Origin of the sequence: Micromonospora sp. DT233 (genome assembly GCF_049841815.1) — a bacterium.
In the GTDB taxonomy this organism is placed as follows: domain Bacteria; phylum Actinomycetota; class Actinomycetes; order Mycobacteriales; family Micromonosporaceae; genus Micromonospora.
The window spans coordinates 1-24,002 of record NZ_JBNCLB010000011.1; the positions used below are offsets into that span (position 1 = coordinate 1).

Sequence of the window (24,002 nt, forward strand, 5' to 3'; positions counted from 1 at the left end):
TGCAGCCAAGATCAGCCACTACGCCCGACAAGCCCTCACAGAACCGTGAAACGGATCTCCTGCTGGAGTACTAAGGAGGCCCCCGATCTGTCCCGAGCGTGGGCGGGCAACGCTCCACGGCGGACGAGGATTTTCCGCCTGGAGGACGACCGCCCCGAGGCCAAGTTTTCACTGGTCCACGAATACGACTTCACGTTCGAGTTCGACTTCGTACCCGAGGAGCTTGCACCGGGCCTGGAGTCCTGCTTGCGGATGGCCTGCGCGCAGCCCGACTCGGTGGCCTGGCTCGCATTCGAGGGCTCGTTCCACTTCGGTAATCTGCTGACCGACAGCATCGTCAACCATATCTACGGTGCCTGCGCCACCGGCGACTCACCGCTGGTGGTGCTCGACGACGAGCCGGTTGCCCGGGCGGCCCTGGTCGACCGGTTGCGCGACTACCGGGCGCGCCTGGATCTCGACTGAGCAGCCGGCCGAACCGCGCGGGGCACCTCCGAAGCCGTACCTGGCACCTCAGTAGGCGGCAAGCCGGGCCAGGTGGTCGGCGAGGGTCCGGTGCGGCCGGTAGCCCTGCGCGCGCGCCCGGCCGATGTCCAGCACCATCTCCCGCGCGAGCTGGTCGACGGCGTACCGGGTCAGCGTCGGCGCGCGGCGGGTCAGCCCCGACAGTCCGGTGGCGGTCGCGGCGGCGGCCCCGGCCAGCCCCACCGGCAGGCGCAGCAGCCGCGCTGGGGTGCCGGTCGCGGCGAGCACCCCGCGCAGCACCTCGTCGCGCGAGTACGGCCGGGCGTCGGCGATGTTGTACGCCCCGGCCGGCCACCCCGGCGCGGCCAGGGCGGCGTCGACCAGGTTCTCCACGGCGGTGAGGCTGAGCCGCACGTCGGGGCCGGGCACCGGCAGCCACCGGCCCCGCCGGGCTCGCAGCAGCCGGGGCAGCAGGTGCGGGTCGCCGGGCCCGTACACGGCGCGAGGGCGCAGCACGACCGCCCCGGCGGCGAGCGCGAGCCGTTCGCCGGCGGCCTTGCTGCGCCCGTACGCGGAGAGCTGCCCGTCGGTCGGGTGCTCCTCGGTGACCAGGGCCGTCGCCCGCGGCCGGTAGACGCTGGCGCTGCTCACCCAGACCAGCGGCCGGCTGGCGGCGGCGTCGAGCAGCCGGGCGGTGCCGTCGACGTTGACCGCCCGGTAGGCGCGCTCGGCGGCCGCGCCGGGCACCGGGTCGCCGACGGCTGCGGCGAGGTGGACGACCAGGTCGACCCCGCTGAGGTCGGGTACGTCGCGGGTGGCGTCCCAGGGCACGTGCCGGCCGACCGGGCCGGGTCGCCGGCCGAGGCAGCGCACCCGGGCCCCGGCGGCAGCGGCGGCCCGCGCCACGGCCGCCCCGCAGAACCCGCTCGCCCCGGTGACCGCCACCTCCACCCCCGCCAGCTCCATCGCCGCGCCGCGCTCGCCGGTGCCGGCGCGGGGCACCGGCCCACCCCGGTCGCCGGCGTTCATCGGCCAGCCGCGCGCACCGGCGCTCATCGGCCCGCCCTGATCACCAACTGCGCCCAGCCGGGCAGCGCGGCGTGGCCGTCGGCGCGGGCCCGCACCACGATCGGCCGGTACGGGGCCAGGGCGGCGAGGGCGTCGGCGAGCTGCGCGCGGGCCAGCCGGGCGCCGGGGCAGGAGTGCGCGCCGGCGCCGAAGACCAGCCGGGCGGTCCGGGCCGGTTCCGGGGCGGCGCAGTCCGGGTCGGCGCGGTGCGCCCCGGCGGCGTGCCGGGCGACCAGCAGCAGTCGGTCCCCCGCCCGGACCGGGCAACCGGCCACGGTGGCCGCCCCGGCGGCGACGCGGGGCAGCACCGGGCTCGGCGCGGTGACCCGCAGCAGCTCGTCGACCAGGACGTCCCGGGTCTCGGCGGCGTCGGCCTGCGCCCAGAGCCGGTCGTCGGCGCACCAGGCGACCGCGCGCGGGATGGCGGCGACGGTGGTGTTGACCGCCGCCAGGGCCAGCATCCCGGCCAGGCCGGCGCGCTCGGGCGACGGGCCGGGCTGGTCCGACGGGGTGGGCGGGTCCGGCAGGCCGCGCGGGTCGGGCGGGTCGGGCGGGTCGAGTGGGTCGGCCGGGTCGGTGCCGGGCGGGGAGCCGCCCAGCAGCGCGGTCAGGTCGGCGACGGCGCGGCGGGCGGCGCGGGCCCGGCCGGGCAGTCGCGGGCCGGGGAGTTGCTCGGCGGCGGTCGCGGCGGCGGCCCGGCGGGCCGCGCGGGCCAGCGCGACCGGGTCGGCGTCCACCCCGAGCAGCGCCGCCGTGGTGGCCCCGGCCAGTTCGGCGACGACCGCCACCAAATCCACCTCCGCGCCGTCGCCCAGCGGGGCCAGCCGCTGCCGCAGCAGCGCCGTCCAGACCGGGCGCAGCCGGGCCACCCCGGCGGGCCCGAGGTCGTCGGTGAGGGCCCGGCGGGCCTGCCGGTGCTCGGGGCCCTGCTGGTCGAAGAGGAGGCTGTCGGTGCCGAGCCGGTGGGCGGTACCGCCGACGGTGCCGGCGGCGGCCCGGTCCAGCGGGGTCCGGGTCAGTGCGTCGAGGTAGCCGTCCGGGCCGTGCACCACCAGCGTCCGCCCCAGCCGCAGCACCGGCCGGCCCCGGGTGGCGGCCAGCAGGGTGAACAGCAGCGGATAGCGCCGCAGGTAGACGCGCCGGTCCCGGCGTCGCCCCCGACCCGCCGACAACCGCCGGTCGGGCGCGGCCTCGCCCCCGGCACGGGAACCGTCGCTCGGGTCAGCCACGGCGGGGACCGTCCGCGCCCCCGATTGGTCAGCCACGGCGGGCACCGGCGGGTCGGGCGGTCGCGGCGGCGGCGAGGGCGGACGCGGCGGCCCGGTCCGGTTTGCGGGAGCGGCCGGAGGTCGGCACCGGGGCGAAGACCAGCGCGTCGGGGCGGGCCGCGCCCATCGCCGCCAGCACCGGGTCGAGGGCCCGGCGCAGCCGCCGGGGGTCGGCGCCCGGCTCGGGCTCGACGACGGCGACGAGGCGTTCGTCGCCGTCGTCGGCCGGGACGCCGACCAGCACCGCCAGGTTGACCCCGGGGATGTGCAGGGCCGGCTCGTACAGGCCGGGGTAGATGTTCTCCGCGCCGCGCAGGATCATGTCCTTGCTCCGCCCACCCAGGACGATCCGGTCGCCGTCGAGGCGGGCGACGTCGCCGGTGTCCACCCAGTCGCCCGGCTCCTCGCCGAGGTAGCGGTGCGCCTGGCCGGGCCCGGCCAGCAGCAGCCGCCCATCCGGCCCGACGTGGGCCCGCACGCCGGGCAGCGGCGCGCCGACGAGGTCCCCGTCGCCGGTGAAGGCGGCCTTCTCGCTCGCCTCGACGGCGGCGGCCGGGAAGAGCTCGGTCAGCGCGTACACCCCCCAGGCCTGGGTGGCGCCGGCCCGGCGGGTGCGCTCGAGCAGGGCGGCGCTGACCGGCGCGGAGCCGCTGTAGAAGCGGCCGTGCAGGCGCGGGCGCACCGCCAGCAGCGCCCGCAGCTGCGGCGGGGTGAGGTAGCTGGCCTGCGGGCGCAGCCGGGCCACCTGCCGGGCGAGCACCCGGGGCGGGCGGGCCGGCAGGGCGACGGGGGCGCCGGCGGCCAGGGCGGGCACCAGCACGAAGAAGGTGCCGCCGAGCACCGGGGCGTCGGGGGTGGGCCGGACCAGGTCGGCGACGGCGCGCATGCCGGCGTCCAGCCCGCCGCGCCGGTGCACCACCGCGCGGGGTCGACTGGTGGTGCCGGAGGTGAAGATGATGACGGCGTCGCCGTCGTCGCCGCCGCGCTCGGGGGTCGGCCCCGACCGGGGGCGCAGCGCCGGGGCGCAGCCGGGCAGCCGCCGCCCGACGGTACGCACCGGCCCGAGGTCGGCCAGCCGGGGCAGCGCCAGCAGGGCCCGGCCGGCCAGCGGTCGCGCCCACCCGGCGACCGCCTGCGCCGCCGCGTCGGCGACGACGAGGGCGGGTCGGGCCAGGGCCAGCCGGGCGGTGAGCACGTCCGGGCCGGCGTTGGGGTCGAGGACCGCCACCCGCAGCCCGAGCCGGTGCGCGGCGATCAGCACCGAGAGGGCCCGGGGGCCGGGACGGACGGCCAGCCCGAGGGTGTCCCCGGCGGTCAGGCCGTGATGGTGCAGGGCGGCGGCGTACCCGTCGGCGAGGTCGGCCAGCTCGCCCCGGGTGGCGCGGACGCGGGGCCGTCCGGAGCGGGCGGTGGTGAGCACCGCCGGGCGGTCCGGGTGGCGGCGCAGCGCGGTGGCCAGCTCGTCGAGCATCGACAACTCGTTTCCGTGAAGTGGTGCGGTCAGCGGGGGTCCGGGGAGAGCCGGCCGCTGCCCCGGTCCAGGTACCAGGCGGCGGTGCGGCGCAGGCCGTACGCCCGCAGCCGGCGGGTCGAGTTCTCCACCACCATCGTCCGGTCGTGCACGATGGCGTCGGTGTGTCGGCGTACCCGGTTGAGGAACTCCCGGTCGGTGGGCGACGGGCGGCGCGGCATGCCGCCGACGGCCAGGTACGCGGCCGGGGTGATGGCCATGTTGTTGCCCGCGTGCATCCGGTACGGGGCCCGGTAGCCGGGCCCCCGGTGGGCGGGGCGCAGCCGGCCGAAGGCGCTGGCCACGGCGACCACGCAGCGGAACCCGGCCCGGCCGAGCGGGCCGTGCTCGTCGCGGCGGGCCTCGATCCGCCCGCAGGCCATCGCCGCCCCGGCGGTGAGGGTACGGCGGGCGGCGGCCACCCAGCCGGGCCGGGGCAGGCAGTCGGCGTCGGTACGGGCCAGCAGCGTCGCCCCGTGGGCGATGGCGTGCCGGAAGCCGGTGTCGACGGCCGCGCCGACGCCCCGCTGCCGCTCCTCGATCAGCTGCGTCGGCACCGGTGACCAGGCGGCGAAGCGGCGGACCACCGCGGCGGTGCCGTCGGTGGAGGCGTTGTCGACCACCAGCAGGGTGAAGTCGAGGTCGCTCTGCCGCGCCAGCGCCGCCAGGGTGGCCCCGATCCGGGCGGCCTCGTCGTAGGCGGGCACCACCACCCAGAGCCCGGTACCGGCCGCCGCCGGACCGCCGTCGTCTTCCGAGGGCACGATCATGGGTCGAGCTTGCCGAACGTCGCCGGTAGGCGAATGAGTAGGGGTGCTCAGCTCCGCCGGTCAGGGGACTGACCGGGCGGCGGCCGGCGTGTTCTTCTTGATCGGGCCGTGTCAGCCGTCCACAAGGGAGACCGCTCATGCAACGTACTCGTCCGACCCGGTGGCTGGGTCGCCTGCTCGTGCTCGTCGTCGCCGCGACCACGCTGGTCGGGGCACCGGCCGGCGCGGCGGCACCGGCGCGGGCCGCCACCGACTGGTCGCCGGTGCCGGGCGCGGCGAAGGCCCGCTCCGCGCCCTCGGCGGTGTCGTACGCCGGCGGGCCGCGCCTCTTCGTCCGGGGTCCCGGCGGTCAGGTCCGGGTGAACCGCTTCTCGTCGTCGACCGAGACGTGGTCGGGCTGGGCCGCCGTGCCGGGCGACGCCCGCGCGACCTCCGCCCCCACCACGGCGGTGTACGGCGGCGAGCTGCACCTCTACGTCCGCACCACCGCCAGCAGCGGGATCCGCACCAACCGGTACTCGCTGACCACGGGCGCCTGGTCCGGCTGGGCCACCGTGCCCGGCCGCGCCGGCGCCACCTTCTCCCCCACCACCGAGGTGTACGGCGGCGCGCTGCACCTCTACGTCCGCACCGCCGACGGCCGGGTCCGCACCAACCGGTACTCGCAGACCACGGGTGCCTGGTCCGGCTGGGCCACCCTGCCCGGCCACCCCGGTGCGACCTCCGCCCCCACCACCGAGGTGTACGGCGGCGCGCTGCACCTCTACGTCCGCGCCACCGGCGGCGCGATCCGTGCCAACCGGTACTCGCTGTCGGGCACCTGGGCCGGCTGGAACACTCTGCCCGGCACGCCCACCGTCACCTCCGCGCCGGCCGCCCTCGTGCACGGCGGTGGGCTGCATCTGTTCGTCCGCGGCCCGGCGCACCGCATCCACCAGGGACGGATCATCTGACGACGTCACCCGATCGCGCCCGGGCGGAGACCGTCCGGGCGTCTGGTCAGGACTTCTCCCAGACCATCGTCATCACGCTGACCCCGCCGCCCAGGCCGATGAGGAGCACCCGGTCGCCGGGGCGCAGGCCGGGATCGACCCGGGCGAGTTGGACGCCGAGGGTGGCGCTGGCCAGGTTGCCCAGCTCGGCGACGGTGATCTCCAGCTTGTCCCGGGGCACGCCGGTGACCTCGACGAAGTGGTCCAGGTAGGGCAGGGTGACCTGGTGGACCAGGATCCGGGCGTAGTCGGCCCAGTCCAGCCCGGTGCGGTGCCGGACCCGGTGCAGGATGTCCGGGCCGATCTTGTCGAAGACGTCGCGCAGGGCCCGCCCGTCGCCGGCGAAGTAGGTGTGCTCGTCGCCGCGGGGGTGGCGGGAGCCGCCGCCCGGGACGCCGCCCACCGTCCAGTGCTCCGACCAGGTCTCGGTGTCGACGTCGACGATTCCGCCGGAGTCGACCGGCTCGACCAGCACGGCGGCCCCGGCGTCGCCGAAGGTGTAGCCGGCGAAGGCGCTGCGGGCCTGGTCGAGGTCGGTGAGCCGCCAGCGCATCGCCCGGGTCGGGGTCTCGCCGGTCACCACCAGGGCGCGTCGCGCCCGGCCGGCGAGGATGGCGCAGCGGGCCAGGTCGATGCCGTTGAGGAAGCTGTTGCAGGCGTTGGTGACGTCGAGGGCGTGGGCGTGGCCGCCCAGTTCCGCCTGCACGATGTGCGCGGTGGCCGGCTCGACCACGTCGCGGCTGGCGGAGGCGAAGAGCAGCAGGTCCACCTCCTCGGGTTCCCGTCCGGCGGCCGCGAGCGCCTGCCGGGCGGCGCGGAGCGCCAGGGTGGAGGCGTACTCTCCGTCGCCGGCCATCCGGCGCGAGGAGATGCCGGTCGTGCGCGACAGCAGGCCGGGCGGCAGCTCGAATCCGCTGGCCTCGGCGATGCGCCGGTGCAGCTCGGCGGTGGGCACGACCCGGCCGGGCAGGCTGGCCCCGACGGCGGTGATGCCCACCCGTAGCGGGGCGGGTCGCGGCGCTGACGCGGGCTCGATCATGGGTAGAGCTTGCCGAACGGCGCCGGCGGGTGGATGAGTAGGGGTGCTCACCCGTCCGCGCGCGGCGGTCGGACGGGCCGGGGCGGGGCGGACACCGCCCCGCCCCGGCCCGTCCCGCCGACTCAGGCCAGGAACTTGTCCAGGGCCGCCTCGATGGTGCCGCTGTCCGGCGACGCGTACGACTTCATGGTGCTCTTGTTGTACGAGATGAAGCTCGGGCAGCGGTTGGCCGGGGCGTTCACCGTCCCGCCGTCGCCGATCTTCTCACCGGTCTTCGCGGCGTAGAAGGTCAGCGAGTACCGCGACGAGATGTAGGAGATCGTCACGACCTTGCCCGCGCTGTCCTTGTAGTCGCAGCTCTTGGGCGTGCCCTCGCTGCCCGGGATGACCTTGAGGCAGCCGACCACGGAGACCTTCTCGAACTCCGTCGAGCGGGCGTAGTACGACTTGTCCGAGCCGACCGAGCGCGAGGACCAGAACGACGGCCGCTCCGGGGAGTTGGAGAACGTGTAGGCCTTGGCGCCGGACGGGCCGCTGTAGGGGGCCGCGTTCAGGATCGGGCTGCCGTCGCAGACCGAGGAGAGGTCGCTGGAGTACCGGGCGGTCACCGCGTCGTTGCTGTTCGGCTGCTCCGGGGCCGAGGACTGCCCGGGGGTGGCCGAGGGGTCGGTGCTCGTCGACGGGCTGGGGCCGTTCGGGTCCGGCGCCGCAGTGGCGATCGGCTGCTTCGGCTCGTCGTCGTCGTTGACGAGGAAGAGCCCGACGCCGGTGCCGCAGAGCGCGAGGAGGACCACCACGGCGGCACCCACGGCCAACCCGATCATGAGGCCGCGGTTCGACTTCTGCGGCGGGACCGGGGCGCCGTACTGCGGCTGCACCGGCTGCCCGTATGCGGGGTACCCGCCGGGCGGGGGCGGCGGGGCCGGGGGCCCGCTCCACGGGGTGACGTTCGGGTTCGGCTGCCCACCGTACGGAGAGTGACTGTCGGTCATCTGAAGCCCTTATCGCTGTTGTCGGGTGCCCCCAAGGCACGGGGTCATCGAACAGGGTAGTGATCGGCGCAAAACCCGGAGCCCGGCCTGGCCCGCGCCGGGCCGTCGCCGATCACAACCAGCCAACGGCCGCCACCTTGCGTGCACGGGCGGGGGGCGTCGCCGGTCCGATCTGGACGGTCGGTCAGGGGTCTCGGCGACCCGTTGAGGGGCACCGGAAAGGAGATCCGCCCCAGCGGGGGTGTTCCGCGCGGGGCCGGAGTGAACGGGATTCGCCTGTGACGAACATTACCCGGCCCGTCGCCGGGATGGGCGTCGGCCTCGGTCGGGCACGGCCCGTCCGTCGCCCGCCCGCTCCCAGGTGCCGGACGGCACCCCCACCCGGCACCCCGTCGACACCGGCGGCCGCGCCGGCGTGCCCGGGTCGTCGGCGGGTCCGTCGGGGGTCGGTTCCCCGGTGGCGGGCGAGGGCAGCAGCAGCAGGGCGAGCGCGAGCATGGCCGCCGCCACGATGCCGTCGAGCCAGTAGTGGTTGCCGGTGACGACGACGACCACCGCCGTGATGACCGGGTGCGCCAGCCAGAGCCACCGCCACCGCCCGGCGGTGGTCGCGATGAGCGCGACGGCGACGGCGATGGCCCAGCCGACGTGCAGCGACGGCATGGCGGCGTACTGGTTGCTCAACCCGTCGCTGCCCGGTGGGCCGTAGACGGCGGGCCCGTACCGGAGGCCGGTGTCCACCATGCCGGTGAGCGAGGTCAGCCGGGGCGGCGCCAGCGGCACGAGCAGGTGCAGGGCCAGCGCCGCCGCGGTGAGCACGGCCAACCCCCGCCGCATCCAGCGGTAGTGCGTCGGGCGGCGCGCATAGAGCCAGAGCAGGCAGAGCACCGTCGCCGGGAAGTGCACGTAGGCGTAGTAGCTGTTGGCCAGGCGGGTCAGCAGTTCGGTGGCGAGCATCGGCGCTTGCACCGCGGCCTCGTCGGGCATCCGGAGCAACCGCTCCAGGCGCCAGACGTACTCCCCGTTGGCCACCGCGGTCGCCGCCCGGCCGTCCACCGCGAGCCGCCCCAACTTGTACGCGCCGAAGAGCACGGCGACGAGCGCCAGCTCCCGGGCGGCCCGGAGCAGCGGGCCGGACCGGCGGCCGGGGGGTGCCGGTCGGGGCGGGGTGACCTCGGCGGTCTGCACAGGATCCTCGACTCGGTCACGACCGCCGGTGACGGCCTCGCTGGAGGGATCGGCCCGGTACGTGGCCCCGGGCCGGGCAGCGCGCCGGGGCCGCCGCCGTCGGGCGACGGTGGCGGCCCCGGATGGTATGCCTCAGCGGCCAGTGGGTGCGCGCGTGGTCCTCGCGTCGTCGAGGCCCACCTGGTCGAGGGCGGGGGCGGCGTCGGTCGCGTCGGCGGCGACGGCCGTCGAGCGGGCCGGGTCGGGCAGGTCCAGGCTGGTACGCAGCTTGGCCGGCTTGAGCAGGAACGCGGCGAGGACGCCGATGACGGCGATGGCGGCGGAGATGAAGAAGATGTGCCCGGTCGCGTCACCGTACGCGGCGCGGACGATCTCCTTCACGGGCTCGGGCAGCGCGTCGATGTTGAGGTTGCTGCCCGCCGAGCCGCCCGAGGTGGGCATCCCCGCGGCGGCCAGGTCGTGGGTGATGCGGTCGCTGACCCGGCGGGCGAGGATGGCGCCGAGGACCGAGACGCCGATGGTGCCGCCGAGGGAGCGGAAGAACGCGATGCTGGCGCTGGCCGCCCCGATGTCCTTGAGCGACACGGTGTTCTGCACCGCCAGGACGAGGTTCTGCATGGTCATGCCGACGCCGGCGCCGACGATGAACATGGCCACGCCGAGCAGGACCAGCGAGGTCTGGTGGTCGATGGTGCCGAGCATGGCGAAGCCGATGACCAGGACGATCGCGCCGGTGACGATGTACGGCTTGACCTTGCCGCTCTTGGAGATCATGCGCCCGCTGACGATGGAGGAGACGAGGACGCCGGCCATCATCGGGATGGTGAGCAGGCCCGCCTCGGTGGGGCTGTAGCCGCGGCCGATCTGGAAGTACTGGCCGAGGAAGACGGCGCCGCCGAACATCGCCATGCCGACCGCGAGGCTGGCGAGGATGGCCAGGGCGGTGGTGCGCTCGCGGATGATGCCCAGGGGGACGACCGGCTCGGCCGCCCGCGACTCGACCCAGGTGGCCAGCGCGAGCAGGAGCACCGTGCCGCCGACCATGGCGAAGCTCTGCCAGGACAGCCAGGCGAACGAGTCGTCGACGAACGAGATCCAGATCAGCAGCAGGCTGACGCCGGCGGCGATGAGGGACGCGCCCAGATAGTCGATCTTGACATTCTCCCGGCGGACGGTGGGCAGGTGCAGCGTCACCTGCAGCAGCACCAGCGCGATGACGGCGACGGGCACGCCGATGAAGAAGCACCAGCGCCAGCCGAGCCAGGAGGTGTCCACCATCAGGCCACCGAGCAGCGGGCCGCCGACGGTGGCGAAGGCCATGATGCCGCCGAGGTAGCCGTTGTAGCGGCCCCGTTCCCGGGGCGGGATCATCGCCGCGATGGCGACCTGAACGAGGGCCTGCAGGCCACCGACGCCGATGCCCTGGAAGGCGCGGGCGGCGATGAGCTGGCCGGCGCTCTGCGCGAAGCCGGAGATCACCGAGCCGATCAGGAAGACGACGATGGCGGCCTGCACCAGGGTCTTCTTGTTGAACAGGTCGGCGAGCTTGCCCCAGATCGGGGTGGTCGCCGTGGCGGTGAGCAGGGTCGCGGTGACCACCCAGGTGTACTGGGTCTGCGAGCCGTTCAGCGATCCGATGATCTTCGGAAGCGCCGTGGAGACGACGGTGCCGCTCAGCATGGCGACGAAGAGCACCAGCAGCAGGCCGCTGAGCGCCTCGAGCGTCTGCCGGTGGGTCATCGGCGCGGGCTCGGCCGTGATGGTGGGTGCGCTCATCGCGCGTCCTCCAGGTTGTCGGGGATTTCGAAGGCATTCTCGACGTCGCGGGTGAACCGGCCGAGGGCGGCGGAGAACGCCGCCACCTCGTCGGGGGTCCAGTCGGCGAGCGCCCGTTCGAGCAGTCGGGCGTACCAGTCGTAGGCATCGGTCAGCGCGGCGCGCCCGGCCGGGGTGACCGAGAGGCGGTTGGCGCGTCGGTCGGCGGGGTCGGCGTCCCGTTCGACCAGGCCGTCGGCGACCAGTGCGGCGACGGCGCGGCTGACGGTCGACGGGTCGAGCGCGGTGCTGGCGGCCAGTTCCCGGGCGTGGCAGCCGGTGGGCTGCTGCTCGATCTGGATGAGCATGCCGACCAGCCCGAGCGGCACGGCCGGCCGGTCGGCGGCCCTGCGCTGGCGCATCAGCCGCACGCCCCGGAGCAGGTCGTACAGCCGCAGCCCGAGCTCGCGGGCGGTGCTCTCCACGCGGATCCTCCCCACGAGTGTTGGTTGCCGCACGCAACTATCCAGTAGTCGTGCGCACCGGGCAACTTTGCGCGCTGAGAAGTAGCTCACCGCCGGGCATGACGAAGGGGCCCCGGAGAGCTGACTCCGGGGCCCCTTCGGCGGTGCTATCTCACGACGGTCACTTGGTCAGCGGCGCGAGCTTCGGGTCGGAGGCGTAGGCCTCGGCGGCGTTGGCCTTGGTCACGGCCACCGGCGGGAGCAGGTACGTGTCGACGACCTTGCTGCCGTTGTTGTAGGACTTGGTGTCGTTGACCTCGGGGGTCTGACCGGCCTGGAGGGACTTCACCATGGTGATGGTCTGCTTGACCAGGTTCCGGGTGTCCTTGTTGATCGTCATGTACTGCTCGCCAGCCATGATCGACTTGACCGACTCGACCTCGGAGTCCTGGCCGGTGACGACCGGGATCTTCTTGCCGGCACCCTTGATCGAGGTGATGATCGCGCGGGCCAGGGTGTCGTTCGGGGAGAGGACGCCGTCCAGCTCCTTGCCGCCGTACGTCGAGGTCAGCAGCTGGTCCATGCGGGCCTGCGCACCCTCGGCCTTCCAGCCCTGGATGGCGGTCTGCTTGACGTCGGTCTGCTTGGAGGCGACGACCAGGTTGCCCTTGTCGATCTCCGGCTTGAGCACGTCCATCGCGCCGTTGAAGAAGACACCGGCGTTGTTGTCGTCCGGCGAGCCGGAGAAGAGCTCGATGTTGTACGGGCCGTTCGGCTTCTTGGCCTTCATGCCGTCCAGCAGGGCCTGGCCCTGAAGCTGGCCGACCTTGAAGTTGTCGAACGCGACGTAGTAGTCCAGGTCCGGGGTGTTGGTGATCAGCCGGTCGTAGGCGATGACCTTCACGCCGGCGGCGTGCGCCGCGGCGACCTGGGTCGACAGCTGCGCGGCGTCGGTCGCGCCGATGACGATGACCTTGGCGCCCTTGGTCACCATGGCGGTGATCTGCGCCTGCTGGTCGGCGACCGTGGTCGACGCGCCCGCGTACTGCACGTCGCCCTGGAAACCGGCCTCCTTGAGGCCGTTGGTGAACAGGTCACCGGCGAGGACCCAGTTCTCCGAGGTCTTGGCCGGCAGGGCCACGCCGATCAGGGAGTTGGCGGCGAAGCCCTTGGCGGCCTCGGTGCCACCACCGGACTCCTCGTCGCGGCCGGAGCCGCAGGCGGTCAGTGCCAGCGCCGCGATGGCGCCGATGGCCACCGACTTGCTGAGGAAGTTGCGCATGAAGTGTTGCCCTTCTACGGAGGTGATACGGGGAAGAAGGCCGGCGGGCGTCAGCCGGCAACCTTGACGGGGGCGGGCTTGCCGTCCACCTTCGGAGCGGAGGTGGGATCGTCGGAGCCGTCACGCCGGAACGAGCGGGTGATGCTCCCGATCACGGAGAACCGGCCCTGGCTCTTGTTGTAGACGTCGATCGCGACGGCCAGCAACAGCACCATGCCCTTGATGATCTGGACGCGGTCGGTGCCCACGCCCATCAGTTGCAGGCCGTTGTTGAGCACGGCCATGACCAGACCACCGACGATCGAGCCGCTGATGGTCCCGATGCCGCCGGCGACGGCCGCCCCACCGATGAAGACCGCGGCGATGGCGTCCAGTTCCCAGCCGTTGCCGTCCTGCGGCCCGGAGGCCGCCGAACGCGCCACGAAGATCATGCCGGCCAGCGCGGCCAGGACCGACATGTTCATCATGACGAAGAAGTTGACCCGCTTGAGCTTCACACCGGAGAGCTCGGCGGCCCGGGAGTTGCCGCCCACGGCGTAGATGTGCCGGCCGCCGGCGGTGTTGCGGGTGTAGAAGGAGTACGCCAGCACCAGCGCCACCAGGATGATGCCGGAGACCGGGAAGCTGGTGCCGACCCGGCCGCTGGCGAAGCGCAGCGAGGCGAAGACGATCACGGCGATCATCACGGCCAGCCGCACGATCGACACCCACATCGGGGTCGGGTCGGCGTTCATCTCGTGGCGCGTGCGGCGGGCCTGCAACTCCCGCCACACCACGGCCGCGCACGCGGCCAGGCCGAGCAGCAGCGTCAGGTTGTTGTAGCCGGTGCTCGGGCCGACCTCGGGCAGGAAGCCCGCGCCGATCACCCGGAAGCCCTCGGGCACCGGGATCGTGGCCGCGTTGCCGATGTACTGGTTGCCGCCGCGGAAGAGCATCATGCCCGCGAGGGTCACGATGAACGCCGGCACCCCGACGTAGGCCACCCAGAAGCCCTGCCAGGCGCCGATGATCGCGCCGATGAGCAGGCCGAACGCGATGGCGGCCGGCCAGGGCAGCGACCAGTCGGCCATGGACTTGGCGACCAGGATGCCGGCGAAGGCGGCGACCGAGCCGACCGAGAGGTCGATGTGCCCGGCGACGATCACCATCAGCATCCCGACGGCCAGGATGAGGATGTACGAGTTCTGCTGGAAGAGCGCGATCAGGTTGTCCGACCGCAGGGTCAGCCCGTCGGTGAGGATCTGGAACAGGACGACGATCGCGACCAGTGTGAAGATCATCCCGAACTGGCGGGCGTTGGAGGTCGTGCCTCCGAAGAGGTTCTTCTGAAGGTCCTTGATACGGCTCATCGGATCTGCATCTTCTTCGTCGAGGTCATCTGCTTCATGAGGAGCTCCGGGTCTGCGTCCGCCTGGGCTATCTCGCCCGTGATGGCACCTTCGAACACGGTGTAGATGCGGTCGCAGAGCCCGATGAGCTCGGGCAGTTCCGAGGAGATGATCACGATGCCCTTCCCCTGGTCGGCGAGCCGCTGGATGATGCCGTAGATCTCGTACTTGGCACCCACGTCGATGCCGCGGGTCGGCTCGTCGAGGATCAGCAGGTCCGGGTCGGTGAACATCCACTTCGCCAGGACGACCTTCTGCTGGTTGCCGCCGGAGAGCTTGGAGACGCCCTCGTCGACCGTCGGGGCCTTGGTGCGCAACTCCCTGCGGTACGACTCGGCGGCCCGGTACTCCTCGACCTCGTCCAGCACGCCCCGACGGGTGATCTTGGACAGCTTGGCGGACACCGTCGACGTCTTGATGTCGTCGAGCAGGTTCAGGCCGATCGCCTTGCGGTCCTCGCTGACGTACGCGAGCCCGTGGGCGATCGCGTCCGCCACCGACTTCAGGGCGATCTCCTTGCCGTCCTTGATGATCGTGCCCGACTCGTACACCCCGTAGGAGCGGCCGAAGACGCTCATCGCCAGCTCGGTGCGGCCCGCGCCCATCAGCCCGGCGAAGCCGACGATCTCGCCACGCCGCACCACGAAGCTCTCGTTCTTGCAGACCTGGCGCTCGGCCGAGATGGGGTGCCGGACGTTCCAGTCGCGGACCTCGAAGAAGACCTCGCCGATGTTCGGCGTGCGCTCCGGGAAGCGGCTGCTCAGCTCGCGGCCGACCATGCCGCGCACGATCCGGTCCTCGTCGACGCCGCCGGCGTGCACGTCCAGCGTCTCGACGGTCCGGCCGTCGCGCAGAATGGTGATCTGGTCGGCGATCGCCTCGATCTCGTTGAGCTTGTGCGAGATCATGATCGAGGTGATGCCCCGGGAGCGGAAGCCGCGCAGCAGGTCCAGCAGGTGCCGGGAGTCGGCCTCGTTCAGCGCGGCGGTCGGCTCGTCGAGGATGAGCAGCTTCACGTCCTTGGCGAACGCCTTGGCGATCTCCACGAGCTGCTGCTTGCCGACCCCGATGTCCTTGATCAGGGTGTCCGGGTCCTCCGTCAGGCCGACCCGGGCCATCAGGTCCAGCGCCATCCGGTTCGCGGCCTTCCAGTCGATCGCGCCCCGCTTGCGCGGCTCGTTGCCGAGGAAGATGTTCTCGGTGATCGACATGCCGGGGATCAGGGCGAGCTCCTGATGGATGATCACGATGCCCGCGTTCTCGCTGGCGCGGATGTCGGAGAAGCGGGTCTCCGCGCCCTGGTAGATGATCTGGCCCTGGTAGGTGCCGTAGGGGTAGACCCCGCTGAGGACCTTCATCAGGGTGGACTTGCCCGCGCCGTTCTCGCCGCAGATGGCGTGGATCTCGCCCGCGCGTACCACCAGGTTGACGTCGGCAAGGGCCTTGACTCCGGGGAACTCCTTGGTGATGGAGCGCATCTCCAAGAGGATCGGCACGTCGCTCATCGCTCGCGCCACCTCGCCAACGTCATCGTTGCCTCCGGAAGGGAAGGACCCTCAGGTTTTGTTGTTGGAGGCAACGTATTGCGCGCGGAGATCATCCGCAAGGCCGCGCCGGGCGGCGTGATGTAACAATCCGGTAATACGGCGAACACCAGGGCGCACCAGCCACCCGGGACCGGACCGCGCCCGGGGAGGGGTCAGCCTTGCACGTCGATCGCGGCGGCCGGGCACATCGCCGCCGCGTTTCGTACGTTGTCGGTCTGCTCGACGGGCGGTGCGGCGTCCAGCAGGACGACGACGCCGTCGGAGTCACGCTGGTCGAAGACCTCCGGCGCCACCAGGACACACTGCCCAGCGCCGCAGCACTTCTCCTCGTCGATGGTGATCCGCATGAGTTGCCTCTCGTGGTCGGGGGTCGGCGGGCGCAGCGCCGGCCGATGCGCGCAGGCAGTCGTCGCCGGGGGCGACCCGGCACCGCAGGGCGGAGGGGCGTCGCTCACCACCTGACGGGCAGCTCCTCCAAGCCCCCGACGACCAGGCCCCGACGTCGGCGCAGCTCCCCCGCGCCGACGGCCAACCTCAGGTCGGGCAGCCGGTCGAGCAGCACCGTCAGGACGGTCTGCAACTCCACCCGGGCCAGCGACTGCCCGAGGCAGGAGTGCGGGCCGGCGCCGAAGGCGAGGTGGGGGTTGGGCACCCGGTCCAGCACCATCGTCTCCGCGTCGGCGAACGCCCGCTCGTCACGGTTCGCCGCCGCCAGATTGGTGATCACGGTGCTGCCGGCTCCGATGGTCTCGTCGCCGACCCGCACCTGCTCGGAGACGTAGCGGGGGATGCCGAAGCCGGGGTTGGCGTCGAAGCGCAGCGCCTCTTCGACGGTGCTGGCGACCAGCGACCGGTCGGCGCGCACCCGCTCCCAGCGGCTGCGCTCGGCCAGCAACATGGCGACCATCTTGCCGATCATGTTGGCCGTGGTCTCGTGGCCGGCGACGAGGAGCCCCTGGGCGGTCCCGACCAGCTCCGCCTCGGTCATCCGCCCGTCCCGCGAGTCGACGACCGCGGCCAGCTCGCTGATCAGGTCGTCGCCGGGATCCGCGCGCTTGGCCCGCACGTGCGCGGACATGAAGCCCTGGAACTCCCGCGCCGCCGCGTCGATCTCGGCCTGCTCGTAGCGGGTCAGGTTCAGCATCGTGTCCGACCAGTACGGGAAGCGGTCCCGGTGCTCCGCCGGGACCCCGAGCAGCTCGCAGATGACGAAGACGGGCAGGGGCAGGCCGAGGTGGGCGGTGAGGTCCGCCGGCGCCCCGGCGGCGACCATGTCGTCGACGAGTTGGTGGGCCAGCCCTTCGATCCGGGGCCGCAGGGCCTGGACCCGCTTGGCGGTGAACGACCGGCTCATCAGCCGCCGCCACCGGGCGTGCCCGGCGCCGCTGCGCAGCGACATGCCGCCGGCCGGCTCCCCCGCCGCCTCGGCCTCGTCGGGCCGCTCGTAGGTGGGGGTGCTGTTGAACACGCCGCCCCGCTCGGAGCTGGCGATCCGGGCGGCGTCGGGCTTGTCCAGGCTGTGCGTGAAGCGCGGGTCGGCCAGCAGGCCGCGCACGTCCGCGTACCGGGTCAGTAGCAACGCCTCGTCGCCGCTGGCCATCCGGACGCGGGCCACGGGACATCCGTCGCGCAGCGCGTCCCACTCGGGGGGCGGGTCCAGCGCGGCGGGGGCGTCGAACGGATACGACGGGACGGCCTCGTTCACGGTGGCTTGGGGCGCATTGTCGTTGTTCATGGGTTTCCTCACCAGTAGTCCGATGCCCACCCTAAGTCGGCCGGCTTACCGACGTCAATGGATTGGGCACCCGCGGAGACGAATCGACTACCTCACGTCACGAACCCCGCCCCTGCGCGCCTCGCTCCGCGCCGACGCAAGATCCGAGCATCTTCGGGGAAGTTGCTGGCTCGGCGGGCCCCTGACCCAGCAACTTCCCCGAAGATGCTGGGTCGCCTCGAGATGGGCGGCGGGGGCGCAGGGCGAGGGGCCGCCCTCCTGTGGTGGAGGGCGGCCCCTGGGAGTCGCGAGCTTCGGTTCTCAGGCGATGCTGGCGGGGAATCGCTGCCAGACCCGGTGGGTGGCCATCAGGCGCTGCACCTCGGTCAGCACCTCGGCGGCGGAGTCACCCGCGACGACGCCGGGCGTCCCGGTCACCCCGGCCTGCCCCAGCACGTCGGCGCCGGCACCCCACGCGCCGATCGCCTTGGCGTGCCGCCAGCACTCCTGCACCATCAGCAGCACGCGCGGGTCGACGGTGGCCGAGGCCGCCGCGCCCGCCTTGGCGTCGCGCGCGGGAATCGCGTCCGGCGCGGGGGCCGGCGCCCCGGCCAGCAGCAGCGCGTCGAACTCGACCGACCGCGCGGTGGCGAAGGTCCGCTGCACGGGCGTGCCGCCCACCGTGCCGCCGTGCGGGGCGATCAGCAGCGGCACCATGCCGGCGGCGAAGACCGCCCGGCGCACCTGGTCGACGCCGTCGAGGTCGCTGTCGGGGTCCACCACGATCCCGACCATCCGGCCGTCGCTGGGCCACTCCCGGCCGACCTGCGACAGCGCGGGGCTGGGCGCGACGTCGGCGAGCGGCACGGTCGGCTCCGGCGCGGGCAGGCCCAGCCCGGTGGCGACCTGCTGGCAGAGCACCGGGTCGATGTTGGCCAGGCACTGCAACTGGCGTTCCTTGATCGCCTGGTGGTAGCACTTGCCCAGCTCGAAGGTGTAGGCGCGGACGATGTGCTCCTTCTCGACCGGCGACATGCTCAGCCAGAACAGGCGTACCTGGCTGAAGTGGTCGTCGAAGGAGACCGGGTTGGCGCGTACCTTCGTGGCCTGCGCCACCGTTACCGGCACGTCGACGAACGCGCCCTCGGCGTCGCCGGCCGGGAAGGGGTTACCGCCGTCGAGCGAGTTCGGGCGGTAGGGCGCGACCCCGGCGTGCACGGCCTGCTGGTGGAAGCCGTCGCGCAGCATGTCGTTGACGTCGGCGTGCGGGCGGTTGATCGGGATCTGCGAGAAGTTCGGCCCGCCCAGCCGGGTGAGCTGCGTGTCGACGTACGAGAAGAGCCGGCCCTGCAACAGCGGGTCGTTCGTGACGTCGATGCCCGGCGGCAGGTGGCCCAGGTGGAAGGCGACCTGCTCGGTCTCGGCGAAGAAGTTGCGCGGGGTCCGGTTGAGCGTCAGCCGCCCCACCGCCTGCACCGGGGCAAGCTCCTCCGGCACGATCTTGGTGGGGTCGAGCAGGTCGATGCCGGCGAAGGTCTCCTCCGGCGTGTCGGGGAAGACCTGGATGCCCAGCTCCCACTCCGGGTACGCGCCGGCCTCGATCGCGTCGTAGAGGTCCCGGCGGTGGAAGTCGGGGTCCACGCCGCCGAGCAGCTGCGCCTCCTCCCAGGTCAGGGAGTGCACGCCCAGCTTGGGCTTCCAGTGGAACTTGGCCAGCACGGTCGCCCCGGCGGCGTCGACCAGCCGGAAGGTGTGCACACCGAAGCCCTCCATCGTCCGGTACGAACGCGGGATGCCCCGGTCGGACATGTTCCACATCGTGTGGTGCTGCGCCTCGGTGTGCAGCGAGACGAAGTCCCAGAAGGTGTCGTGCGCGCTCTGGGCCTGCGGGATCTCCCGGTCGGGATGCGGCTTGGCGGCGTGGATGATGTCCGGGAACTTGATCGCGTCCTGGATGAAGAAGACCGGCATGTTGTTGGCGACGAGGTCGAAGGTGCCCTCGTCGGTGTAGAACTTCGTCGCGAAGCCCCGGGTGTCACGCACCGTGTCGGCCGACCCGCGCGAGCCCAGGACGGTGGAGAACCGGACGAAGACCTCGGTCTCCTTGCCCTTCTTGAGGAAGCCCGCCCGGGTGACCGCCTCGGCGGTGCCGTAGCCGGTGAACACGCCGTGCGCCCCGGCGCCGCGGGCATGGACCACGCGCTCGGGGATGCGCTCGTGGTCGAAATGGGTGATCTTCTCGCGGAAGTGGTGGTCCTGCATCAGCAGCGGACCGCGCGGCCCGGCCTTGAGCGAATGGTCCGTGTCGCGCAGCCGCGCCCCCTGCGAGGTGGTGAGGTAGGCGCCCTGCTGACCGTTCGCGGTCGCCGGCGCACCGGTCACCGCGCCGGTCGGCGTACGGGTCTGCGGAGCGCCCTGCTCCTGCTTCGCCGGCAGCGGGCCGTGCGGCGTCGTCGGTTCCTCGACGGTCGGCGGGGCGCTGCCCGGCGCACCCGGTACGTCCGGGGTCAGGGCGTCGGCCACCTTCTCGGCGGCGGCTCCCACCACGTCCTTGACTGTCTTGGCGGGCTTGCTGGAATCCATCTGGACGAGTTACCTCCATGTCGAGCGGCTGGTGCCGCCCTTTCCCCTACCCCCGGGAAGAACGAGCAAAACGGACCGATCACCTCACAACGAGTGCAGCCGCCCCGACAAGCCCGACAAGCCCGACAAGCCCGACAAGCCCGACAACAAATAGAACGCAGACGGCCACCGAGCGTGACGGGCGGATGCCGCCCGCCGACGGGCGGCAGGATGGGCGGGTGGACATCGAACCCCTGGACCCCGCGCCCCGGCAGGGGTCGCACCGGACGATCCTGCGGCAGCGCTGGGAGCAGCTCACCTTCCTGCACTGGGCGGTCGCGCCGGACCTCGTCGCGCCGCTGCTGCCCGCCGGCACCCGCCCCGACACCCTCGACGGGACGACCTACGTGGGGCTGATCGCCTTCCGGATGGTCGGCGTGGGGCTCGCGCGGGGGCCCGCCGTGCCGTACCTCGGCAGCTTCTGGGAGACCAACGTGCGGCTCTACTCGGTCGACGACGCCGGCCGGCGGGCCGTGGTGTTCCGCTCGCTCGACGCGTCCCGGCTGCTGCCGGTGCTGGTCGCCCGCGCGACCCTGCGCCTGCCGTACCTCTGGTCGGCGATGCGGCTGGAACGCGACGGCGACCGGCGCACCTACCGGTGCCGACGGCGCTGGCCTGGCCCGGCCGGCGCGACGAGCCGGATGGTGGTCCGGGTGGGCGGGCCGATCGCCGAGCCGACCCCGCTGGAGCACTTCCTCACCGCGCGCTGGGCGCTGCACACCCGGGCGTACGGGCGGACCCTGCACCTGCCGAACTGGCATCCGCAGTGGCCGCTGCACCGGGCCGAGCTGCTGCACCTGGACGACGAGCTGGTCGCCGCCGCCGGGCTGCCGGCGCCGACCGGGGCACCGGCCAGCGTGCTCTACTCCCCCGGCGTCCCCGTCGGCTTCGGCCCCCCGGCCACCGCCCACCGGCCCTGACCCGGCACCGGCCCTGACCCGGCACCGGCGGCCGACCGGTCCGGCGGCCCGGCCCCAGCGCTCGGCCGCCGGCCGGTCGTCGGCTCAGCCGCGCCGGGGCGGGGCGGCGCTGTCGCGGACGACGAGCTCGGTGGCGAGCTCGACGCGCGGGCTCTCGATCTTCTCGCCCTGGGCCAGCCGCAGCACGGTGCGGGCGGCCATCATGCCCATCTCGGCCAGGGGCTGACGCACCGTGGTCAGCGGCGGGGAACACCAACGGACCTCGGGCAGGTCGTCGAAGCCGACCACGCTGACGTCGTCGGGCACCCGCAGGCCCCGCTTGCGGACCGCCTCGTAGACGCCGAGCGCCATCTGGTCGCTGGAGGCGAAGATGGCCGTCGGCGGGTCGGGCAGCGCCAGCAGCTGGGTGCCGGCGGCGTAGCCGGCCTCGTGGTAGAAGTTGCCCGGACGGATCAGGGCGTCCTCGAGGGCGACGCCCGCGCCCTCCAACGCGGCCCGGTAGCCGTCCAGCCGGGCCCGGCTGCACATCAGCTGCGGTGGGCCGGCGATGAAGCCGATGCGGCGGTGGCCGAGGCCGAGCAGGTACTGGTTGGCGCCCAGGCTCCCGGCCCAGTTCGTGGCGCCGATGGTCGACGCCGCCTGCGGGGCCACCCCGGCGGGGTCGACGATGACCACGGGGAGGTTGAGCCGGCGCAGCTCGGCCTGCAGCGGCGGGGCCACCATCGAGGTCACGAAGATGACCCCCTGGGTGGAGCGGGCGCGGATGTTGTCCAGCCACTGCCGGGCCGAGGAGGTGCGCTGGTGGATGGCCGAGACCACGGTGCCGACGCCGCTGCCGTGCGCGACGTCCTCCACCCCCCGGATGATCTCCACCGCCCAGGGGCTGTCGAGGTCGTTGAAGACCAGGTCGATCAGGGCGGCGTCGGGGCGGCTGCTCGACGGGCGACGGCGGTAGCCGTGCCGGGTCAGCAGGTCCTCGACGCGTTCCCGGGTCTGCGGGGCCACGTCGGAGCGGCCGTTGATGACCCGGGAGACCGTGGGCACGGAGACGCCGGCCAGACGCGCGATCATCGCGATGGTGACGTTCCGGCTGTTGTCGGCGCCCACGGTCCGCCCTCTCGTCTTGCTTGGAGCCTGCGGTCGCAGAAGGTTACCGCGGGTGTCCGTCACCCCTTGACACTGCCGGCCAGACCACCGATGAGCTGCCGTTCCGCGACCGCGTAGAAGCCCAGGGCGGGAATCATGGACAACACCACGTAGGCGAGCACCCGGGCGGTGTCGTCGGCGTACTGGCCCTGGAAGGCCTGCACCCCGACCGGGAGGGTCCACCAGCTCTGGTCGGTGAAGACCACCAGCGGGAGCATGAAGTTGTTCCAGCTGGTGACGATGGCCAGCACGGAGACGGTGGCCAGCGCCGGGCGGGCCATCGGCAGCAGGATCCGCCAGAAGAACCCGAACGGGCCGCACCCGTCGAGGATCGCCGCCTCCTCCACCTCGCCGGGGATGGCGCGGAAGAACTGGCGCAGGATCACGATGGTGATCGGCAGCCCGAAGGCGGCCTGGGGCAGGATCACCCCGAGCGGGTTGTCCAGCAGGCCCATCTCGCGCAGCAGCACGAACAACGGCAGGATGGCCACCGCGAACGGGAACATCAGCCCGATCGCGAAGAGGGTGGCCAGCAGCTCCCGGCCGCGGAAGGCGTAGCGGGCGAAGACGAACGAGGCCATCGCCGCCGCGACGACCACGACGATCGTGCTGGCCCCGGCGATGAGCAGGCTGTTGCCGAGCTGCCGCCAGAACACCCCCGAGGCGAGGATGCCGGTGTAGTTCTCGGGGACCCAGGGGTCGGGCCAGCCGAGCGGGTTGGTGGAGAGCTGCCCGTTGTCCTTGAACCCGCCGAGCACCCCGAACCAGACCGGCACGACGATGAGCGCGCCGACGATCACGCAGACGAGGTGCAGCACGAGGCGGCGGGTGCGCAGGGCGGGGTTCGCCGTGCGGGTCATCGCTGTGCTCCTTGGTTGGTGAGCGCGCCCTCGGTGTCGCGCCGCAGGACGACGCGCTGGTAGAAGAGGGCGAAGATGAGGCTCAGGAAGAACATGACCATGCTGATCGCGCTGGCGTAGCCGACCTCGAAGCGGCGGAAGCCGTACTGGTACATCGTCACGGCCATGGTCTCCGAGGCGTGGATCGGGCCGCCGCCGGTGAGGACCCAGACCATGTCGAACAGCTGCACGGTGCCGATGACCGACAGGAAGACGCTGATCCGGATGGTCGGGCCCAGCAGCGGCAGGGTGATGTGCCGGAAGGCCTGCCAGGCGCTGGCGCCGTCGGTGGTGGCGGCCTCGTGCAGCTCCTTGGGGATGCCCTGCCGGGCGGCCAGGTAGAGCATCAGGTGCAGGCCGAAGTACTTCCAGGAGACGACCAGGAAGACCGCGATCAGCACGGTGTCGGGGTCGGCGAAGATCGCCCCGGCGTCGGCGCCCAGCCACTTCGAGATCGCGTCACCCAGCCCCCGGTTCGGGGAGAAGACCAGGGTGAACAGCACCGCGGTGGTGACCTCGGAGAGCACGTACGGGGCGAAGAAGACCAGCCGGTAGACGCCCCGGCCCTTCAGCGGCTGGTTGAGCAGCATGGCCAGGCCCAGCGAGACGGGCAGCTGGATCGCCAGGGACAGCACGATCAGCACCAGCCCGCGCCACAGGTCGCCGCGGAAGGTCGGGTCGCCGAAGGCGCGGGTGTAGTTGTCCAGCCCGACGAAGTTCTCCGGCAGGCCGAACCCGTTCCACTTGTAGAGGCTGGCGTAGCCGGCCACCAGGATGGGGGCCAGCACCAGCAGCCCGAACAGCACCAGGGCGGGGGTCAGGAAGGCGACGAGGGCGCCCCCGCGCCCCGGGCGGCGCCCCCGGCCGCGCCGCCCGGTCGGGGACACCGGTGCCGATGGGTCGATCGCCGCGGCGATGTCACCCACGTCCGGCACGGTCGATGGCCTGGTCATGCCTGCTCCACTCGGTTCTC

General features: G+C 73.0%; 21 protein-coding genes. 3 read left to right on the top strand and 18 right to left on the bottom strand.

The genetic code is table 11. The annotated features are described in order from the left end of the window. On the top strand, positions 1-465 hold a 465-nt coding region (locus ACLQ2V_RS21260), incomplete at its 5' end, for a hypothetical protein (protein ID WP_425720295.1). A gap of 48 nt (positions 466-513) precedes the next feature. Here ACLQ2V_RS21260 and ACLQ2V_RS21265 read toward each other — a convergent pair. From ACLQ2V_RS21265 to ACLQ2V_RS21280, 4 genes are read right to left on the bottom strand one after another with little or no spacing between them, the layout of a single operon-like run. Beyond that, positions 514-1,521 (bottom strand): NAD-dependent epimerase/dehydratase family protein, encoded by a 1,008-nt coding sequence (locus tag ACLQ2V_RS21265; protein ID WP_425720296.1) that lies wholly within the window; start codon positions 1,519-1,521, stop codon positions 514-516. Then, entirely contained in the window at positions 1,518-2,762 is a 1,245-nt protein-coding gene (locus tag ACLQ2V_RS21270; protein ID WP_425720297.1) for a cytochrome P450, read from the bottom strand. Before ACLQ2V_RS21270 ends, ACLQ2V_RS21265 begins: the two co-directional genes overlap by 4 nt. A 28-nt stretch (positions 2,763-2,790) precedes the next feature. Next, positions 2,791-4,272: a class I adenylate-forming enzyme family protein gene (locus tag ACLQ2V_RS21275; protein WP_425720298.1), complete on the bottom strand. Its 1,482-nt coding sequence runs from the start codon at positions 4,270-4,272 to the stop codon at positions 2,791-2,793. 29 nt (positions 4,273-4,301) lie between these two features. Next, entirely contained in the window at positions 4,302-5,081 is a 780-nt protein-coding gene (locus ACLQ2V_RS21280; protein WP_425720299.1) for a glycosyltransferase family A protein, read from the bottom strand. Between the two features lie 137 nt (positions 5,082-5,218). Here ACLQ2V_RS21280 and ACLQ2V_RS21285 point away from each other — a divergent pair, with 137 nt between their 5' ends. Beyond that, the gene (locus ACLQ2V_RS21285) at positions 5,219-6,034 is read left to right on the top strand and encodes a hypothetical protein (protein ID WP_425720300.1); all 816 of its coding nucleotides are present in this window, start codon (positions 5,219-5,221) and stop codon (positions 6,032-6,034) included. 46 nt (positions 6,035-6,080) lie between these two features. Here ACLQ2V_RS21285 and ACLQ2V_RS21290 read toward each other — a convergent pair whose 3' ends face one another. From ACLQ2V_RS21290 to ACLQ2V_RS21340, 11 genes are all read right to left on the bottom strand, one after another. Beyond that, positions 6,081-7,112: a 3-oxoacyl-ACP synthase III family protein gene (locus ACLQ2V_RS21290; protein WP_425720301.1), complete on the bottom strand. Its 1,032-nt coding sequence runs from the start codon at positions 7,110-7,112 to the stop codon at positions 6,081-6,083. Positions 7,113-7,234: 122 nt separating this feature from the next. After that, complete coding sequence (locus tag ACLQ2V_RS21295) at positions 7,235-8,104, bottom strand: hypothetical protein (RefSeq protein ID WP_425720302.1); 870 nt, start codon at positions 8,102-8,104, stop codon at positions 7,235-7,237. A gap of 288 nt (positions 8,105-8,392) precedes the next feature. Beyond that, on the bottom strand, positions 8,393-9,292 hold the full coding sequence (locus ACLQ2V_RS21300; RefSeq protein ID WP_425720303.1) for a phosphatase PAP2 family protein: 900 nt from the start codon (positions 9,290-9,292) through the stop codon (positions 8,393-8,395). 132 nt (positions 9,293-9,424) lie between these two features. Continuing rightward, positions 9,425-11,068: an MDR family MFS transporter gene (locus ACLQ2V_RS21305; RefSeq protein WP_425720304.1), complete on the bottom strand. Its 1,644-nt coding sequence runs from the start codon at positions 11,066-11,068 to the stop codon at positions 9,425-9,427. Next, a complete protein-coding gene (locus tag ACLQ2V_RS21310; RefSeq protein WP_425720305.1) occupies positions 11,065-11,532 on the bottom strand; it encodes a MarR family winged helix-turn-helix transcriptional regulator in 468 nt (155 codons plus the stop codon). The genes ACLQ2V_RS21305 and ACLQ2V_RS21310 overlap by 4 nt, the downstream gene beginning before the upstream one ends. Positions 11,533-11,692: 160 nt before the next feature. Next, positions 11,693-12,793 (bottom strand): substrate-binding domain-containing protein, encoded by a 1,101-nt coding sequence (locus tag ACLQ2V_RS21315; protein ID WP_425720306.1) that lies wholly within the window; start codon positions 12,791-12,793, stop codon positions 11,693-11,695. A 50-nt stretch (positions 12,794-12,843) separates the two neighbouring features. Continuing rightward, positions 12,844-14,142, bottom strand: coding sequence for a multiple monosaccharide ABC transporter permease (mmsB, locus tag ACLQ2V_RS21320; RefSeq protein ID WP_425720307.1), 1,299 nt, complete (start codon positions 14,140-14,142; stop codon positions 12,844-12,846). Next, the gene (gene mmsA, locus ACLQ2V_RS21325) at positions 14,139-15,686 is read right to left on the bottom strand and encodes a multiple monosaccharide ABC transporter ATP-binding protein (RefSeq protein WP_425720308.1); all 1,548 of its coding nucleotides are present in this window, start codon (positions 15,684-15,686) and stop codon (positions 14,139-14,141) included. Before mmsA ends, mmsB begins: the two co-directional genes overlap by 4 nt. 194 nt (positions 15,687-15,880) lie before the next feature. Continuing rightward, complete coding sequence (locus tag ACLQ2V_RS21330; protein WP_425720309.1) at positions 15,881-16,075, bottom strand: ferredoxin; 195 nt, start codon at positions 16,073-16,075, stop codon at positions 15,881-15,883. Between the two features lie 104 nt (positions 16,076-16,179). After that, the gene (locus ACLQ2V_RS21335) at positions 16,180-17,463 is read right to left on the bottom strand and encodes a cytochrome P450 (protein ID WP_425720310.1); all 1,284 of its coding nucleotides are present in this window, start codon (positions 17,461-17,463) and stop codon (positions 16,180-16,182) included. A gap of 300 nt (positions 17,464-17,763) precedes the next feature. Continuing rightward, complete coding sequence (locus ACLQ2V_RS21340; RefSeq protein ID WP_425720311.1) at positions 17,764-20,025, bottom strand: catalase; 2,262 nt, start codon at positions 20,023-20,025, stop codon at positions 17,764-17,766. Positions 20,026-20,243: 218 nt separating this feature from the next. Between ACLQ2V_RS21340 and ACLQ2V_RS21345 the strand changes: the two genes are divergently transcribed. Beyond that, entirely contained in the window at positions 20,244-20,984 is a 741-nt protein-coding gene (locus ACLQ2V_RS21345) for a YqjF family protein (RefSeq protein WP_425720312.1), read from the top strand. 84 nt (positions 20,985-21,068) lie between these two features. Here the strand turns inward: ACLQ2V_RS21345 and ACLQ2V_RS21350 are convergent, their stop codons facing one another. The 3 genes from ACLQ2V_RS21350 to ACLQ2V_RS21360 form a co-directional block, all read right to left on the bottom strand. Further along, entirely contained in the window at positions 21,069-22,055 is a 987-nt protein-coding gene (locus ACLQ2V_RS21350; RefSeq protein WP_425720313.1) for a LacI family DNA-binding transcriptional regulator, read from the bottom strand. A 95-nt stretch (positions 22,056-22,150) separates the two neighbouring features. Continuing rightward, the gene (locus ACLQ2V_RS21355) at positions 22,151-22,990 is read right to left on the bottom strand and encodes a carbohydrate ABC transporter permease (protein WP_425720314.1); all 840 of its coding nucleotides are present in this window, start codon (positions 22,988-22,990) and stop codon (positions 22,151-22,153) included. Continuing rightward, positions 22,987-23,982 (bottom strand): carbohydrate ABC transporter permease, encoded by a 996-nt coding sequence (locus ACLQ2V_RS21360; protein WP_425720315.1) that lies wholly within the window; start codon positions 23,980-23,982, stop codon positions 22,987-22,989. The genes ACLQ2V_RS21355 and ACLQ2V_RS21360 overlap by 4 nt, the downstream gene beginning before the upstream one ends. Between the last annotated feature and the right edge of the window lie 20 nt (positions 23,983-24,002).

Excerpts from the sequence above, each read along its gene's own strand:
- ACLQ2V_RS21355 (WP_425720314.1), bottom strand. The coding sequence starts at position 22,990 with ATGACCCGCACGGCGAACCCCGCCCTGCGCACCCGCCGCCTCGTGCTG.
- ACLQ2V_RS21305 (WP_425720304.1), bottom strand. The coding sequence starts at position 11,068 with ATGAGCGCACCCACCATCACGGCCGAGCCCGCGCCGATGACCCACCGG.
- ACLQ2V_RS21330 (WP_425720309.1), bottom strand. The coding sequence starts at position 16,075 with ATGCGGATCACCATCGACGAGGAGAAGTGCTGCGGCGCTGGGCAGTGT.
- ACLQ2V_RS21265 (WP_425720296.1), bottom strand. The coding sequence starts at position 1,521 with ATGAGCGCCGGTGCGCGCGGCTGGCCGATGAACGCCGGCGACCGGGGT.
- ACLQ2V_RS21280 (WP_425720299.1), bottom strand. The coding sequence starts at position 5,081 with ATGATCGTGCCCTCGGAAGACGACGGCGGTCCGGCGGCGGCCGGTACC.
- mmsA (WP_425720308.1), bottom strand. The coding sequence starts at position 15,686 with ATGAGCGACGTGCCGATCCTCTTGGAGATGCGCTCCATCACCAAGGAG.
- ACLQ2V_RS21315 (WP_425720306.1), bottom strand. The coding sequence starts at position 12,793 with ATGCGCAACTTCCTCAGCAAGTCGGTGGCCATCGGCGCCATCGCGGCG.
- ACLQ2V_RS21340 (WP_425720311.1), bottom strand. The coding sequence starts at position 20,025 with ATGGATTCCAGCAAGCCCGCCAAGACAGTCAAGGACGTGGTGGGAGCC.
- ACLQ2V_RS21360 (WP_425720315.1), bottom strand. The coding sequence starts at position 23,982 with ATGACCAGGCCATCGACCGTGCCGGACGTGGGTGACATCGCCGCGGCG.
- ACLQ2V_RS21285 (WP_425720300.1), top strand. The coding sequence starts at position 5,219 with ATGCAACGTACTCGTCCGACCCGGTGGCTGGGTCGCCTGCTCGTGCTC.
- ACLQ2V_RS21290 (WP_425720301.1), bottom strand. The coding sequence starts at position 7,112 with ATGATCGAGCCCGCGTCAGCGCCGCGACCCGCCCCGCTACGGGTGGGC.
- ACLQ2V_RS21275 (WP_425720298.1), bottom strand. The coding sequence starts at position 4,272 with ATGCTCGACGAGCTGGCCACCGCGCTGCGCCGCCACCCGGACCGCCCG.
- ACLQ2V_RS21335 (WP_425720310.1), bottom strand. The coding sequence starts at position 17,463 with ATGAACAACGACAATGCGCCCCAAGCCACCGTGAACGAGGCCGTCCCG.
- ACLQ2V_RS21350 (WP_425720313.1), bottom strand. The coding sequence starts at position 22,055 with ATGATCGCGCGTCTGGCCGGCGTCTCCGTGCCCACGGTCTCCCGGGTC.
- ACLQ2V_RS21295 (WP_425720302.1), bottom strand. The coding sequence starts at position 8,104 with ATGACCGACAGTCACTCTCCGTACGGTGGGCAGCCGAACCCGAACGTC.
- mmsB (WP_425720307.1), bottom strand. The coding sequence starts at position 14,142 with ATGAGCCGTATCAAGGACCTTCAGAAGAACCTCTTCGGAGGCACGACC.